Here is a 15,885-nt window from a genome sequence, read left to right as displayed (position 1 = left end):
GTGAAAAAGAATGCGGGGCGCCCGGATCAGGGCGCCCCGTTGTCCTCCAGCGGCTCGACATCGACGCTGACGGACAGCGTGTGGCCGGCGGCGCCCATCAGGACGCCGCGGGCGGGGCTGACGTCGTCGTAATCGCGGCCCCAGGCGATGGTGATGAAGTCCTGGTCGGCGCGGCGCGCGTTGGTCGGGCAGACGTCGATCCAGCCGGTCTCGGCGCCGCACCAGACGGACGCCCAGGCGTGGCTGACGTCGGCGCCCACCAGGCGCGGCCGGCCCGGCGGGGGCAGCGTACGCAGATAGCCGGAGACGTAGCGGGCCGGCAGACCCATGGCCCGCACGCAGCCGACCACGATGTGGGCGAAGTCCTGGCAGACGCCACGCCGGTGCCGCATCACCTCGGCCATCGGGGTGGCGATCGTCGTCGCGGCGGGGTCGAAGGTGAAGTCGTCGTGGATGCGCCGCATCAGGTCCAACGCGGCTTCCGCCGCCGGGCGGCCGGGCGTGAAGGACTGCGCGGCGTAGTCGTGCAGCGTCGGGCTGGCCGCCACCAGCGTGCTGTCGAAACGGTACTGGACGACCTCCGCACCGTCCTCCGGGCCGGTCAGGCCGCCCAACGAATCGCGCACATGTTCCCAGGATGGGGTAAACGCGGCGTCCAGCGTCGGGGGCGGGCCGACCTCCACCTCGCTCTCCGCGGTGACGACCAGTTGCCGGTGCGGTTCCTGCATCGCGACGTAAGTGACGGTGTTGCCGAAATAGTCGGTGTGGGACGACTGCACCGCCGGCGCCGGCAGGATGGTCAGCGCGCTCTGGTGGACGCGCTGGCGCGGGTGCGGGCGGGCCGTCAGGTGCAGCAGATGGTGCGACACCGACACGTCCTCGCCATAGTCGTAGCGGGTCGTGTGGCGCACGCGGAAGCGAACGCCGAAACGGTCACCGGAGTGCTCGTCAGCGGGGGCCGCGCCGGCCATGGTCGGGGAGAGGTCAGGCCGGTCGGGCAAAGGCATGGCTGAAATAGGCGTGGGTCAGGAGGTTGGATATCTCAGGCAAAGACAGGGCGAGCGAGTCCAGCAGCGTGTGCAGGGCCGTGCCCGAGTCCAGAGCCTCCGGCGCGCGCAGCGAGGCGCGGGCGGCGCCGAGGATCGAGCGGGCCGAGGCGGCCGTGTCGCCCGGCACGGCCTGCGAACCGCTGGGCAGGGCCGCCACATGGCGCTCCAGCGCCGCCAATTGGAAATCCAGGGCGCGCGGGTTCGAATCGTCGGCCAGCAGCAACTCAAGCACCGGGCGGCGGCGCACGCTGGTCAGATAGCGGGACCGGTAGGTCATCACGCTCTCCCCCAGTTCCAGCAGCACGCTCAGCGTTGCCACCTGCACCGGCTCGTCTTGGCGGTCGAGCGTGTGGACCGGGATGCCGCGCATCACCGAGATGATGTGGAGCGCCCGCTCCATGCGGCGCCCGATGTCGAGGAAGCGCCAACCCTGGCCGCGCGTCATGCTTTCCTGCTCCAGCCCGGCGATGGCGGCGAGGCTGGTCATCAGGTCGTCCAGCCGCAACAGCATGGCGGCGGCGTCGAGCTTGTGCGCCGGCGGCTGGCTCTGCCGCTCCAGCATCGTCACCACCCGCCACATGTCGAGCGACAGGCGGTCGCGCACCGAATAGGCGGTTCGGTGCACCCGCTGCACCTGGGCGCGCAGGCTGTTGGGATGGTCCGGATCGACGACCGAGCTGTAAAGCGCCGCCCGCAACGCCCGCCCGCCGCCGAGCGCCGTGACGCGCGTCAGGTCCCAGGGGATCATGCCCTCCCAGGCCATCAGATGGAGCAGCGGGCGGAGTTGGAGCGACGCGCCGGGCACGTTGCCGTCGGTCAGGCGGGAATGGGTGGAACGGAGCAGGCGCACCGTGCCCTCCGACCGCTCCGCGTAGCGGCCCAGCCAGTAGAGACTGTCGGCCACCCGGCTGGGCAGGTCGGCAGAGGCCGCCTTGGGCACCGGCTGCGGCTCCTGGGCAGGCTGCGGGCGCGGCGTCGCCGGTGTGGTCTCGGCCCGGCGCCCGGACAGGATCCAGGTGTCCTTGCTGCCGCCGCCCCGCTGCATGGAGACGACCAGCTTCCCGGATTCGGTGGACACGCGGGTCAGGCCGCCGGGCATGACGGTGTAGCTGCCGTCCGGGCGGGCGCAGAGGAAGACACGCAGCACCAGCGGGCGCGGCTGCAGCCGCCCGCCCTGCCAGACCGGTGCCGTGGACAGGGCCAGCCGTTCCTGCGCGACGTAGCACCAGGGGCGGGCCTTGATGCGCTCCACCAGGGCGGCGCGCTCCCCCGCCGACAGGTCGGCGCCAAAGATCGGCTCGAAGGACAGGGACGGGAAAGCCGGCTTCACCACCAGCCCGTCCAGATGCTCGATGACGTAGGCGCGCTCGTCGTCGTTGCCGCACCACCAGACGGCGACGCCGGGCATCTTCAGCTCCTCGCCCAGCAGATGGCGGCAGAGCATGGGCAGCGACGACTTGACCGCCATGGATTCCATGAAGCCGGAGCCGAGCGCGTTCGCCACCACGACGTTGCCGGCACGCACCGCCTCGATCAGACCCGCCACACCCAGCGAACTGTCGGCGCGCAGCTCCAGCGGGTCGGCGAAGTCGGCGTCCAGGCGGCGCAGGATGACGTCCACCGGCTCCAGCCCCGACAGGGTCTTCAGATAGACCTGACGGTCGCGCACGGTCAGGTCGGCCCCCTCCACCAGCGTGATGCCGAGGTAGCGGGCCAGATAGACGTGCTCGAAATAGGTTTCGTTGTAGGGGCCGGGCGTCAGAAGGACGATCCGCGGCTGGTCGCGGCGCGGGCTCAGCGACAGCAACGTTTCCTTGTACGCCTCGAAGAAGGGCGACAGATGCTCCACCTGGCAGTGGCGGAAGCTGTCCGGCAGGACCTTCGCCAGCACAGCCCGGTTCTCCAGCGCGTACCCGCTGCCGCTCGGCGCCTGGGTGCGGTCGGACAGCACCCACCAGCGCCCGTCCGGCGCGCGGGCAAGGTCCGCCGCGTAGAAATGCAGGTGGATGTCGTTCGGCACTGGAATGCCGTGCACGGCGCGGCGGAATCCGGGGTCGGCGTGGATGACCGCCGGGGACAGCCGCCCGCTGCGCGTCAGGGTCTGCGGCCCGTAGATGTCGGCCAGCACCGCGTTCAGCAGCGTGGCGCGCTGGATCAGTCCCGATTCGACCGCCTTCCATTCGTGGGAGGGGATCAGCAGCGGCACCATGTCGAGCGGCCAGGGCCGCTCCATCCCCTTGGGGTCGCCGTAGATGTTGTAGGTGACACCGTTCTGGTGCAGCAGGCGCCGCGCCTCTTCCCACCGCTCGGCCATCAGTTCCGGGTCGAGGGGGCCCAGCGTGCCCATGAAGGTCTGCCAGTGCGGGCGCAGACGGCCCTGGCCGGTGACCATCTCGTCATAGACCTCGCCGCGGCCATAGCCCATGGCGTCGGCCTCGCCGAACAGCGACCCCTGGAGGAACGGCACCGGACGCAGCCCCGGTGGAGGGGGCGCGCTGGGGTCAAGAAAGGGCGAATCACGGTCGGCCAAGGTTCGGATCGTACGTTCACGGCGGTGCAATGCGCAGCAAGTGTGAACGCCCGCTCCCGCCGATGCAAGCGGCGCATCGGCGCCCCCCGGCCGAAAGGCGTATTCCGGCCGGGGGCTGAGGACCGATCAGCCTCGCCGCAGGTCCAGAGTCATCGGGAACTGAGGGTTGCGCTCCTCCGCCGGTGTCTCCATCGGGCCGGGGGTGTGGCCGAAGGGGAAGAAGCGGGCGAGGCGCCGCCCCTCCGCCTCGTTGGCGTTGACCGGGAAGGTGTCGTAGTTGCGCCCGCCCGGATGCATGACGTGGTAGGTGCAGCCGCCGATGGAGCGGCCCGCCCACAGGTCCAGGATGTCGAAGACCAGCGGCGTGTGCACCGGGATGGTCGGGTGCAGGCAGGAGGGCGGCTGCCACGCCCGGTACCGCACGCCGGCCACGAACTCGCCTTCCGTCCCGGTGGGGATCAGCGGCACGCGGCGGCCGTTGCAGGTGATGGCGTAGCGCGCGTCGGTCAGGCCGGTGACCCGCACCTGCACCCGCTCGACCGAGCTGTCGACGTAGCGCACGGTGCCGCCGCCGCCCGGCTCCTCACCCAGGACGTTCCAGGGCTCCAGTGCCATGCGCAGTTCCAGCGAGATGCCGCGCTGGTTGACGTGGCCGTAGACCGGGAAGCGGAAGTTCATGTGCGGGTCGAACCAGCGCTCCTCGATGGGATAGCCGTGGTCGCGCAGGTCGGCGATGACGTCCGCCAGATCCTGCTGCACGAAGTAGGGCAGCATGAAGCGGTCGTGCAGTTCCGTCCCCCAGCGCACCAGCTTGCCCTTGTAGGGCGCCTTCCAGAAGCGCGCGACCAGGGCGCGCAGCAGAAGCTGCTGGGTCAGGCTCATCTCCGCGTGGGGCGGCATCTCGAAGGCGCGGAACTCGACCAGCCCGAGCCGCCCGGTGGAGCTGTCCGGGGAATAGAGCTTGTCGATGCAGAACTCCGCCCGGTGGGTGTTGCCCTGTACGTCGGTCAGCAGGTTGCGCAGCACGCGGTCGACCATCCAGGGCGGGCAATCGCCCGTCGCGGCGGCCTTGTCGATCTGGTTGAAGGCGATCTCCAGCTCGTAGAGCGCGTCGTCGCGGGCCTCGTCCACGCGCGGCGCCTGGCTGGTCGGGCCAATGAACAGGCCGGAGAAGGCGTAGGAGAGCGACGGGTGGTTCTGCCAGAAGGTGATCAGACTGCGCAGCATGTCGGGCCGCCGCAGGAAGGGGCTGTCCGCCGCGGTGGCGCCGCCCATCACCACATGGTTGCCGCCGCCGGTGCCGCAGTGGCGCCCGTCGATCATGAACTTCTCCGCACCCAGCCGCGACTGGCGGGCGTCCTCGTAAAGTTCCAGCGTGTTGCGGACCAGCTCGTCCCAACTGTGGGAGGGGTGGATGTTCACCTCGATCACGCCGGGGTCGGGCGTGACGGCCAGCGAGTTCAGGCGCGGGTCCTTCGGCGGCTGGTAACCCTCGATCACCACCGGCATGTCCAGTTCGAGCGCCGTCGCCTCGATCTCCGCCAGCATCGCCAGATAGTCCTCCAGCGTGTTCATCGGCGGCAGAAAGAGGTGAATGCGCCCGTTGCGCGCCTCGCAGGTCAGGGCGGTGCGGACCACCCACCAGGCGGACTTGCCGTGCTCCGGCATCTCGCTGCGCACTTCGGCCATGGCGCGCTGGACGCGCTCGTTCCGTCGGGAGGCGTCCTGTCGTTCGGCCTCCTCGCGAAGGGCGTGCTGGCGCAGCGGCACCCGGTTCGGCGGCAGCGGCGCCCGCTCCTCGAAGGGATCGGTCTCCCAGGAGTAGGGATAGTCCTGCGGCGACACCCAGGGCAGCGAGCCGAGCGGCAGGCGGAAGCCGACCGGGCTGTCGCCCGGCATCAGCAGCAGCCGCTCCTGGCGCAGCGGCCACGCGCTGGACAGCCACACCGGCCCCTGCTGGGTCACCTTGCGGTTGATCGGCAGGGCGAAGCCGACCGGCTCGTTCAGGCCGCGGGTGAAGACATGGGCGAGGCGAGCGCGCTCCTCCTTGTCCTCCAGCTTGCTGTCCAGCGGATCGACGTTGACCGGCAGCAGCGATTCGCGGCGCAGGTAGTGCCAGGGGTCCTCATAGGCCGCCAGCACCAGCGCCGGGTCGAGCCCCAGCTTCTTCGCCAGCGTGACCAGGAAGGCGCCGGCATCCTCCGCCGTGTGCCCGTAGTCGGTGTCCTCGCGGGCCAGCAGGTCGCTGTTCGCCCACAGCGCCTCGCCGTCGCGGCGCCAGTAGACGGTCATCGCCCAGCGCGGCAGCGATTCGCCGGGATACCATTTGCCCTGGCCAAAATGCAGCAGCCCACCCGGCGCGAAGCGGTTGGCCAGCCGGTGCACGAGGTCGGCGGCCATCTTGCGCTTGTTGGGGCCGAGCGCCGTGGTGTTCCACTCCGCCCCGTCCATGTCGTCGATGGAGACGAAGGTCGGCTCGCCGCCCATGGTCAGGCGCACGTCGCCGGCGGTCAGCTCCTCGTCGATGCGGTGGCCCAGCGCCTCGATCCCCGCCCACTGCCGGGGGGTGTAGGGCTTGGTGACGCGCGGCGCCTCATAGATGCGGGTGACCGACATCTCGTGCCCGAACTCCACCTCGCACTCGTCGATGAGGCCGGAGATGGGGGCGGCGGACGAGGCGTCCGGCGTGCAGGCCAGCGGAATGTGTCCCTCGCCCGCCAGCAGGCCGGAGGTGGGGTCGAGGCCGACCCATCCGGCGCCGGGCAGGAAGACCTCGGTCCAGGCGTGCAGGTCGGTGAAGTCCTCTTCGGGGCCGGACGGGCCGTCGAGCGCCTTCTGGTCGGCGGTGAGCTGGATCAGGTAGCCGGAGACGAAACGCGCGGCCAGACCGAGGTTGCGCAGGATCTGCACCAGCAGCCACGCCGAATCGCGGCAGGACCCGGTGCGCTTGCCCAGCGTCTCCTCGCAGGTCTGGATGCCGGGCTCCAGGCGGATGACGTAGCCGATGTCCGTCTGAAGGCGCTGGTTGATGCCCACCAGGAAGTTGATGGACGCCGCCGGTTCCCGCGAGATGCCGGTCAGGTAATCGGCCAGCAGCGGCCCCGGCTCCTCCACCTCCAGATAGGGGCGCAGCTCGCGCTCCAGCCAGGGTTCGTAGGCGAAGGGGATGGTCTGGGCCTTCTCCTCCAGGAAGAAGTCGAAGGGGTTGATCGCCGCGATCTCCGCGACGAGATCGACCTCGATCACGAATTCGCGGGTCTTCTCCGGGAAGACGAAGCGGGCCTGGTAGTTGGACTGGGGATCCTGCTGCCAGTTCAGGAAATGATGCTTCGGGGTGACGCGCAGCGAATAGCTGAGGATCGGGGTGCGGCAGTGGGGAGCCGGGCGGAGCCGGACGATCTGTGGCCCCAGATTGACCAAACGGTCGTAACGGTAGACGGTCTTGTGGTTGAGAGCGACGTGGATCGCCATGAAGTTCCACCCGTTGTCTGCGCTGGCCGGTCCCCTGCGGCTCTCCGCCGCGCGGGCGAGGGCATAGTACCATTGAAGAGTTCGTGCAGACCAGAGCGCCTTCGCAATCGCGGCACGAACTGGTTGCACAAAAAACAAGCAGATGCATATTGGACCGGTTGCGCCTTTCTTCACCGCTCCACCCGCTTTATAAAGACCCAATTCCTGTCCGCCGGCCCCGTTCGCCGGACGGGAGCGACCCAGGCAGAGTGTGAATCGGAAATGGCGACGCTGGCTGGCCTGTCCTTGGGTGGCGGTGCATCTGCGGGCGATGGAGCGCCCGGCGGTGCCACGCGCGGAGTCGTCACCGGCAAATACTTCAACTTCAACCCGTTGCCGCCTCCGGCGGATATGCTCGGCAATCCATTGGTCGTCGCCAATTTGCCGACCCATAAGGCGCCGAAGGAGACGTGGCGCAGCCGGTGGCAGCGCCGGCTGGCGCGTTTCCACATCGGCAAGCAATCCGCGCAGGCGAAGCGGCGCTGGAAGATCCAGGACACCATTTCCTCTGTGATCGCCTCGGTGTCGCCGTCGGCGACCATGCTTGGGGAGCGGCGGGGACCGGAGAAACGCCCGGCGTCGAGCGTTCCGGTCATCGTGGTCCGGCACCCCTATCATCTCCGCCATGTCTTCGAGATGATCCTGCAGTCTCCCGACGACCTCGCGGCGGAGCGGCGCTTCCTCGAACTGCTGATGGGACGCGTTCTGCGCAAGTATGGGGAGCAACTCACCCAGATCCGCGGCTCCGCCTTCTCCTTCGAAAACGAGGCGCGGGAGTATTTCTTCGCGGGATTCAAGCTGGAACGGCAGATCAAGAAATACACGAGCCCTGAAGAACGCTTTGCGGCGCTGCAGTCGATCTACGTCAATTATTTTCATGGACGAAACTATTATCTCTACGCCCTGCTGCGTCGGGAAAAAATGGCGCCCGACAACAAGCTGTTCATGCTGAATTCCCGTGCCGTCTATTTCATGGCGCGGATCGGTTGGAACGGGGACCTGCTGGACAAGCCCAATCCGCGCTCCCTGCCCAGCCGCGAGGACATCTTTTTCCTCGTTCAGCGTGACAAGACGGTCCTGACGCGCTATCGCAGCGACCAGGATTTCCAGCGGCAGGTCAAAGCCGTCCTGGAAGCGTTTCCGGCGTAAGGGATGTGTGCGATGCGGGCAGCGATTCTTCTGGCGGGCATGCTGATGGCCGGCACGGCCGTGGCGGCGGACACCAGCGGAGAGGCCGCCAAGCCTGCGGACTGCGCCGGGGAGACTCCGGTCGCGCTCCTGCTGTGCCGTGATCCATCGCTGGCGGGGGCCGCCGACAAGCTCGATTCGGCGCTGCGTGCGCTGGCCGACGAGGCCGGGAAGGCTGGCGAGGAGGCGGTCGCCGCCGGCCAGCGCGCCTGGGTCCAGCGGCGGGACGCTGCCTGCCCGGTCGCGGAGGCCGATCTTGCCGACCCGAAGAAGAACAAGGACCGCGCCGCCTGTCTGACACGCCAGATGGCCGACCGCACCAAAGCGCTCGAATCGGAACTGGCCGCCCGCCGTGCCCCGCTGGCCGACGAGCCGCTGACCGTCACCGCCGCCGCCCCGCAACGCCCGGCTCAGCCTATCGGCCAAGGCCAGGCCAAGCCGGTCTCGGCGAAGCGCACGGTGGATGTGCCGGCCCTGACCGGCCGCTGGGCCAAGGCCGATCCGGCCACCCGGACACCGATCGACGATTGCCGGACCTCCTACCTGGAGATCACCAGCGACGGGGCCTTCAGCCTGCACGATCCGCGCATTGCCGCTTTTCCGCTGGAAGGCCCGCTGGCGCCCGGCGAGGGCGATCTGACGGAAGGTTTGTCCTTCGGCGGGGAAGAGGGTCTGCCGGAAGGTGTTCTGCGCCTGGACGCCGCCGAGGCGCCGCGGCTGGACAGATTGTTCCTGACGCTGGACCAACCGGCCTTCGGCGCCACCTTCGTCCGCTGCCGCTGACGCCGCGGACCGGCTCTCAACGGGCGAGCGTTTAACGGGCCAGCGTTTCCAGGCGCAAGCGCATGGTGCCGCTCAGTTCCTCACCCGGTTCGAGACGGTGCAGGCCGGTGTCCGGTTGCTCCGGATGGTTGACCGCGTCGGTCATGTGGGACACCGGCTCGACGCAGAGATAATCCTCGCCCGGTGGGGCATAGACGATGAGATGGCCGAACGGTCCTTCGGTCTCGATCGACAATCGACGGTTGAGCGTCGGCCAATCCAGCGCCGCCACCCCGTCCCAGCCGGTGAAGCCGTTGTCGAGAACGGTCCGGTCCATGACGATCCCGTCCGTGAAGGCCCAGCGGGGCGGCACCGCGGCGCGCTCCACCGGAAGGATGGTCGGCCCGTTCAGCCAGACGCCGTCGACCCGAGCGGTCAGGCGGGTGCCCGGTGGCTTCGGGAAATAGGGGTGCAGCCCGATCCCGGCGGGCATCGGCGTGTCGTCCTCGTTGACGAGGGAGAGGGTCAGGCTGGCCCCGTCCTCCTCCAGCACCACGGTCTGCGTCGCGCGGTAGCGCCAGGGCCAAGCGTCGGCAGGGTGCCGGAAAACCATGCGCACGGCGGATTCGGCGGCCTCCTCGACCGTCCAGGCGGCGCGCCAGCCATGGCCGTGGATGACATGCGGGTTGCCGTCTCCGTCGAGCGGAAGCCGCACCTGTCGCCCGTCGAAGCTGAATTGCCCCCCGCCGATCCGGTTGGAAAAGGGCACAAGCGGGAAGCAACCCATGTCGTTGGCCGAGCCGTGGCGCAACGCCCAATCGGTGGCCGGGCGCAGGAGGTCGATCGTTCCGTCCGCGCCGTGCCAGGCGAGGCGGGCAACGACGCCGCCGTGCCGCGGGCACAGCGTGCATTCCAGGGAGCCGTTCGCAGCGCTGCGATGCAGCGTGAGGGTGTGGGCGCCGATTCCCTGGTCCAACTCGACCTGCTCCATCCGGATCTCCTGCCAGCGGTGGTTGGGCGCCGGTATCGGTTCGGGTATCGCACAGCCCGCAGGGGAAGGGAAGGGCGGGGCTGCGCGCAAAAGTGTGCCACGGTCCAAGCCCGATGGCCCCTTGCAACACCTCTGCGCAAACATCCTCTGCCGCGGTGCAACCACACCGTTCGGTCATTTCGGCCGACGTATACCGGCTGTTTACCGGACCGCGCAGATTATGGCCGACTGTCCAGGCCATTCGCCGCCACGCCGATCCTGCCCATAGGCTGCCCGTGTCAATGCCCGCCTCAAGGACGCCCGCCTCCGCAGGGGCACCCGGCCCCGCCGGCACGCTCGACGAGGCGGTGCTGTGCCAGACGCTTGCCGATCACCATGGCGGGCCGGCGCGGATGGTCATCGGCATCGCGCTGCGTCCGCATCTCGACAGCCTCGTGCTGACCCCGACAGAGCTGATCCACAGCAGCCGGCATCTGAAGGCGCTGCAGGCCAAGGCCACGCTGATGGAGTCCGCCCTGGGCCGGGTCGCCACGGTGCAGGCCCGCCTTCCCGGCCAGGATGCCAAGGCGCGCCGCCGTGCGCTGGACAACGCGCTATCCGAAACCGTGGCGAAGGCCCGCGCCACCCAACTCGCCTTCACCGGGGCGGGGCGGGGGCGTGCCCTCATCGATTCCATCCTGCGCAGCGCACCGGGAAAATCGCCGACCGGCGATGCGGGATTCGATCTGCGCGCGGCGATTTGCCTGGAGCTTGAGGAACGTCGGACCTGGGCGTCGAAGCTCGACGCTCTGATCCAGCTGTTTCCGGCGGAGCGGCAGGACGCCCTGTCCACCGCGCTGGACGAGGTGATCGGCGACGTGCTGGCCTCGCCCGCCGCGACGCAGGAACTGTTCGGAAACACGCCGGCCGGTGGCTCACCGCTGGTGAGGCTGTGCGACCTTCTGTTCGGACGCGTGCCGATGGAGGCGTTCGGACCGAACCGGCTGGGCGTTCTCAACGGCCTGTTCCGCCAGGGGCGCTTGCCCGCCGCCCGCGACATGGTTCTGGAGCGCATCCGGCGCCAGCTTCGCGCGCCGCAAACGCTCGGGCGCGGCACGGCGGAACAGGAAGCCGACCTGCTGCGCGCGCTGATGGGGCATCTGCTGACCCCGTCAGGGCTGACCGGCGGATCGGCCATGGCCGACGCGCTGACCGTCCGCTACTCCCGCCGGTTGGAGCAGGGTGGTGCGAGCGCCTATCGGCGGTCCATCGTGGGGCTCAGCGAAACGCAGCCGGACCTGATCTGCCGAATCCATTATCTGGCCGCCGTCTCCACGGTGCCGGCCGCGGAGCGGCACATGGGTGAGATCGTGGACGCGCTGGACGCCGCGCTGAAGAACGAGCTGCTGGTGGAGACCATGGTGCTCCAGACGCCCGACACGGCGCTGGTGCGGCAGGCCCTGACCGGCGCGGTGGAGGCCATTCGCGGTTCGGCGCTGCCGGAGCACGATCGGGAACGGATCGCCGCCCGCGCGGATTCGGTGGTCGATGACTTCGTCCGGCGGGGCCGGCTCGTCCAGCGGCTGCGCCAGATCGAACCGCTGCCGCGCCGCCGGATCATTCGCCTCGCGGAACTTGCCTGTTCCGGTCTGATCGGCGACGGCGGGGCGCTTTCCGTCCTGCGCCAGCACATTCTGGAGACGGCCCGCCAGCCGCAGTTCCAGGCCGAACTGGCCGGCGCCCAGAGCGACGACATCGCCCAGGCGGAGGTCCGCCGCCTGTACGAACTGCTCGACCGTCTGAGTCAGATGCAACTGCCGCCGGCCAAGCCGTCGTCCCTGCGCGACCAGCCGGCGGCGCGGTCCGCCTTCGAGCCTTGCGGGGCGACGGCGCTGCCCACCGTCGCGGCTCCGCCGGTCCGCAGCATCGCCCTTCCGGTGAGCGTCGCTGCAGTAACAATGGAGGCACCGTTGGTCGGCGCCACCGCGTCGAGCCTATGCCCGGCCTGCTTCGTGCCGAAGGCCCCGCGCGAGGTGTGCCGGGATTGCGGCTATCCGGTCCGCGTGCCGAACCGAAACGGGGTCCATCTGCTTCCGGGAACGCGGCTGCTAGGGCGCTATCTGGTGGGCCGCGTCCTGGGGCAGGGGGGCTTCGGCGCCACCTATCTCGGCTGGGACGAACGGCTTCAGATCAAGGTCGCGGTGAAGGAATTCTACCCCGCCAATCTGGTGTCCCGCGTCGCCGGATCGCCGGGGATCGCCCCCTTCTCGGACGAGCACGCGGCGAGCTTCTCCACCGGGCTGGCGAAGTTCCTGGAGGAGGCGCGGATGCTCGCCCGCCTGCGGGAGGTCAAGGAGATCGTCAGCGTCCAGGACTTCTTCGAGGAGAACGAGACCGCCTATCTCGTCATGGAGCTTCTCGACGGGCGGACCCTGAAGCGGCATGTCTCCGAGAATGGCGGACGGATCGCGGCGCGCCCGACGCTGACTCTGCTGTCGCCGATCATCAAGGCGCTGCACGCCGTGCACGAGCAGGGCCTGATCCACCGCGACATCAGCCCCGACAATATTTTCCTGACGAGCGGAGGGGAGCGCAAACTGCTGGATTTCGGCGCCGCACGCCACGCCGCGGGCAAGAGCGCCGATCTGACGGTGATCCTGAAGCCGGGTTACGCGCCGCCCGAACAGTACGCCCCGGACGGAAAGCAGGGGCCTTGGACGGATGTCTACGCGCTGTGCGCCACCGTCTACTATGCGCTGACCGGAAAGACACCGCCCGATGCCACCAGCCGCTTCATGAATGACCGGGTGCCCCGTCTGGCCGAAGGCGGCGCCACGGTGCCGCCCGGGTTCGAGAAGGTGTTGCTGAGCGGCCTCTCGATGCGCTGGCAGGACCGGCCCCGCAGCATGCGGGATCTCCTGGTGGCGCTGACCGGGGCGATCAACGGGCCGTGACGACCCGGAGGATTGGGGCGGGAAACGGGGCGGCGCGCGGTTTCACCGCCCCAATCACCTGAACAGGACCGCCGCGATCGGCGATCCCTTCCCCGGCGCCGTTACTTGGCGTCGGCGGCAACCTGCATCTTGACGATCTTGTCCGGGTCGCTGACCTGACCGTTGCGGGACTGGCTGCCCTTCTTGATCTTGTCGACGAACTCCATGCCTTCGACGACCTTGCCCCAGACGGTGTACTGCTTGTCCAGGAACGAGGCCGGGGCGAAGCAGATGAAGAACTGGCTGTCGGCGCTGTCCGGGTCCGGCGTGCGGGCCATCGACAGCGTGCCGCGGACGTGCGGCTCGTTGCTGAACTCAGCCTTCAGCTTCTTGCCGGAGCCGCCGGTGCCGGTGCCGGTCGGATCGCCGGTCTGGGCCATGAAGCCGTCGATCACGCGGTGGAAGACGACGCCGTTGTAGAAGCCCTGACGGGTCAGCTCCTTGATGCGGGCGACGTGGTTCGGTGCCAGGTCGGGGCGCAGTTCGATGACCACGCGGCCGTCCTTGAGGTCGAGGTAGAGGGTGTTTTCCGGATCCAAGGCCTTGGCCTCCCCCTGAGCGAAGATGAATGTGGCGAACAGTGCCGCCATGAGAATGCGCGTCCACCGCAACATGCGAAACACTCCGATGTGCCGATTCCGCGGACGCGACCATAGGGGAAACCGGCGCCGATGCAAAGACGCCCTGCGGGGCTGCCTTCATCGGTGCCTTTCCGATCCGTTTCCGCCGCCGGCTCATCATTGTCCCAACGCTGCACGGTCGCGCCCCGGCCGCGATGGACGATAGACTGTCTTTCGGGTGTTCATACCCGAAAGAGACCGATGGCAATCTGGACGGCGAGGGGTGGGGCGTGCGGCAGCAAAGCGTGCGGCGGTTGAGACGATGGTTGGTGCTGGTGAAGCTGGTGCTGATCGGTGGCGCGGTCGCCCTCGCCGTCCAGCACCGGACCGATCTGGCCGCCACCGCCGCCACGCAGGCGCTGCGCCGTGCCGGCTTCCCGGACGCCGCCGTGACGGTGACCGACCTGTCGGTGGAGCAGACCAGCGCCGTGGTCCGCCTGGACCGGCAGGGCACGGTCGCTGGAACGCTCACCATCCGCCATCCGACGGACGTCCTTCTGGAGGGGCGAATCGAACGGCTGGATCTTGCGGATGTCCGCCTGAGGCTGGACGTGGCCAAGGACGGCGTCCTGCGCATCGCCGGCTATCCATTGACCGGCTCCGCCGCGGCGGGAGGCAACGGCGGCGCGGCGGGCGGCGGAAACGTCGTGATTCCCATCGACACCATCCAGCTCGCCGACTCCGCGGTGACGCTGGCGACACCGCGGGGTACGGCCGGCGGGACGCTGCGCCTGACCATGACACGCGACGGCGCGACCCACCGCGGGCAGGCGACGCTGACCGCCCCGGCCAAAGGGCTACCGGTCCTCACCCATTGGACGGGCGCCGGCACGATCGCCGAAACGGTGGGCACCCTGACCGCCAAGGCCCGACTCACCTGGGACGGCGCGGCGCTGAAAGCCCAGGGCGACCTGCTGCTCGCCGACCTCGCCGGGCAGTTCGGGCCGGTCGCCGCCAGCGGGATCAACGGGGTTCTGTCCTTTCCCAGCCTGCTTCCCCCGGTGGTCGCGCCCGGTCAGACGCTGGCGGTGAAGCTGCTCGACGTCGGGTTGCCGCTGACCGACGGCACCCTCCGCTTCGGCTATGGGGCTAAGGGCCGGCTGAGCGTGGAGCGGGCCGAGTGGCATTGGGCCGGCGGCGTGCTGCGGGCGGACCCGTTCGACATCGACCCGGCAGCGCCGCGCGGAACGGTGACGCTGCGGGCGGAGCGAGTCCATCTCGGTCCCATGCTGGCGATGGTCGCGGTGGACGGGCTGGAGGCCAGCGGAACGGTCAGCGGGCGCCTGCCGGTGCGCATCAGGACGGACTCCGTCCATCTGGACGGTGGGCTGCTGGAGGCCGACGGTCCCGGCACGCTGCGCTACGATCCCGAGAATCCGCCTAGCTTCCTGATGGGGGAGGAGGGCAGCCCGACCGCCCTGCTGATGGGGGCGCTGACCGATTTCCGCTATGACACGCTGAGCGCCACCGTAGAGGGGCAGGCTGGCGGAGAGCTGGCGGTCGGCATCGCCATCCGTGGGTCCAATCCGGCATTCTACGATGGCTATCCGGTCGCGCTTAACCTTAAGGTGAGCGGCGCGCTCGACCGGATCCTGCGGCAGAGCCTGGACACCTACCGCATTCCCGAGACGGTGCGTGATCGCATGACGGAGTTCCAACGAAAGAATCCATGAGACACACCGTTCGAAGCCGGCGCGTCCTGACCGCCGCACTGATCGCCGGGTTGGGGGCCGGAATGGGCGCCTGCACCCCGACCGTCAAGGTCGAGGCGCCCGACAAGCCCATCGAGATCAACCTGAACATCCGGATCGAACAGGAAGTCCGGGTGAAGGTCGAACGCGACCTGGAAAAGGCCATCGCGGACGATCCGGCCCTGTTCGGACTGCCTTCGGACAGCGGCGCGAAGGGAGAGAGAAAGCCATGAAGCGCATGTTTGCCGCCGCCGGGCTGGTCCTGGCGCTTGCCCTGTCGGTTCCTGCGATGGCGCCGGCCCAGGACGCCCTGGGCGCCGCCAAGGCCGCCGGGCAGATCGGCGAGCGGCCGGACGGGTTGGTCGGGGCAGTCCCCGGCGCGCCGGCTGCCGCGGCTCAACTCGCCGAGCAGGTCAACGCCCAGCGCATCGCCCGCTACCGCGAGATCGCGGGAAGCAACGGCACCTCGGTGGATCAGGTCCAGGCCCTGGCCGGAAAGCAGCTGATCGAGCGGACTCCTGCCGGCCAGTATGTGCTGTCGGGCGGACGCTGGGTCCGCAAGTAAGCCACCG

11 protein-coding genes are annotated in these 15,885 nt (G+C 69.2%); 6 read left to right on the top strand and 5 right to left on the bottom strand.

The window, feature by feature from the left end:
• Positions 1-26: 26 nt before the first annotated feature.
• The 3 genes from Q4I23_RS00215 to Q4I23_RS00205 form a co-directional block, all read right to left on the bottom strand.
• The gene (locus Q4I23_RS00215) at positions 27-911 is read right to left on the bottom strand and encodes a transglutaminase family protein (RefSeq protein WP_498524941.1); all 885 of its coding nucleotides are present in this window, start codon (positions 909-911) and stop codon (positions 27-29) included.
• A gap of 73 nt (positions 912-984) precedes the next feature.
• Entirely contained in the window at positions 985-3,579 is a 2,595-nt protein-coding gene (locus Q4I23_RS00210) for a circularly permuted type 2 ATP-grasp protein (RefSeq protein WP_454016728.1), read from the bottom strand.
• Positions 3,580-3,705: 126 nt separating this feature from the next.
• Positions 3,706-7,050: a transglutaminase family protein gene (locus Q4I23_RS00205; protein ID WP_498524940.1), complete on the bottom strand. Its 3,345-nt coding sequence runs from the start codon at positions 7,048-7,050 to the stop codon at positions 3,706-3,708.
• A 123-nt stretch (positions 7,051-7,173) separates the two neighbouring features.
• Here Q4I23_RS00205 and Q4I23_RS00200 point away from each other — a divergent pair, with 123 nt between their 5' ends.
• Together Q4I23_RS00200 and Q4I23_RS00195 are read left to right on the top strand one after the other, a co-directional pair.
• A complete protein-coding gene (locus Q4I23_RS00200; protein WP_498524939.1) occupies positions 7,174-8,238 on the top strand; it encodes a hypothetical protein in 1,065 nt (354 codons plus the stop codon).
• A 12-nt stretch (positions 8,239-8,250) separates the two neighbouring features.
• The gene (locus Q4I23_RS00195; protein ID WP_454016725.1) at positions 8,251-9,060 is read left to right on the top strand and encodes a lysozyme inhibitor LprI family protein; all 810 of its coding nucleotides are present in this window, start codon (positions 8,251-8,253) and stop codon (positions 9,058-9,060) included.
• Positions 9,061-9,091: 31 nt separating this feature from the next.
• Here Q4I23_RS00195 and Q4I23_RS00190 read toward each other — a convergent pair whose 3' ends face one another.
• Positions 9,092-10,030 (bottom strand): aldose 1-epimerase, encoded by a 939-nt coding sequence (locus Q4I23_RS00190; protein WP_498524938.1) that lies wholly within the window; start codon positions 10,028-10,030, stop codon positions 9,092-9,094.
• 281 nt (positions 10,031-10,311) lie between these two features.
• Here Q4I23_RS00190 and Q4I23_RS00185 point away from each other — a divergent pair, with 281 nt between their 5' ends.
• The gene (locus tag Q4I23_RS00185; RefSeq protein ID WP_498524937.1) at positions 10,312-12,963 is read left to right on the top strand and encodes a serine/threonine-protein kinase; all 2,652 of its coding nucleotides are present in this window, start codon (positions 10,312-10,314) and stop codon (positions 12,961-12,963) included.
• A gap of 101 nt (positions 12,964-13,064) precedes the next feature.
• On the opposite strand, the gene Q4I23_RS00180 is transcribed toward Q4I23_RS00185, so the two are convergent.
• Positions 13,065-13,592 (bottom strand): peptidylprolyl isomerase, encoded by a 528-nt coding sequence (locus tag Q4I23_RS00180; protein WP_051140648.1) that lies wholly within the window; start codon positions 13,590-13,592, stop codon positions 13,065-13,067.
• A gap of 260 nt (positions 13,593-13,852) precedes the next feature.
• Here Q4I23_RS00180 and Q4I23_RS00175 point away from each other — a divergent pair, with 260 nt between their 5' ends.
• From Q4I23_RS00175 to Q4I23_RS00165, 3 genes are read left to right on the top strand one after another with little or no spacing between them, the layout of a single operon-like run.
• Positions 13,853-15,295 carry an intermembrane phospholipid transport YdbH family protein gene (locus tag Q4I23_RS00175; RefSeq protein WP_498524936.1) on the top strand — a complete coding sequence of 481 codons (1,443 nt, stop codon included), beginning with the start codon at positions 13,853-13,855 and terminating at the stop codon, positions 15,293-15,295.
• Positions 15,292-15,546: a YnbE family lipoprotein gene (locus Q4I23_RS00170; RefSeq protein ID WP_498524935.1), complete on the top strand. Its 255-nt coding sequence runs from the start codon at positions 15,292-15,294 to the stop codon at positions 15,544-15,546. The genes Q4I23_RS00175 and Q4I23_RS00170 overlap by 4 nt, the downstream gene beginning before the upstream one ends.
• Positions 15,543-15,878, top strand: a complete 336-nt coding sequence (locus tag Q4I23_RS00165) for a YdbL family probable chaperone protein (RefSeq protein WP_237906194.1) — start codon at positions 15,543-15,545, stop codon at positions 15,876-15,878. Before Q4I23_RS00170 ends, Q4I23_RS00165 begins: the two co-directional genes overlap by 4 nt.
• Positions 15,879-15,885: the final 7 nt, after the last annotated feature.

This window comes from Azospirillum sp. UFLA03-27, from assembly GCF_059803775.1.
The sequence above is the reverse complement of the archived record's forward strand: the minus strand, read 5'-3'. Positions and strand labels throughout refer to the sequence as shown.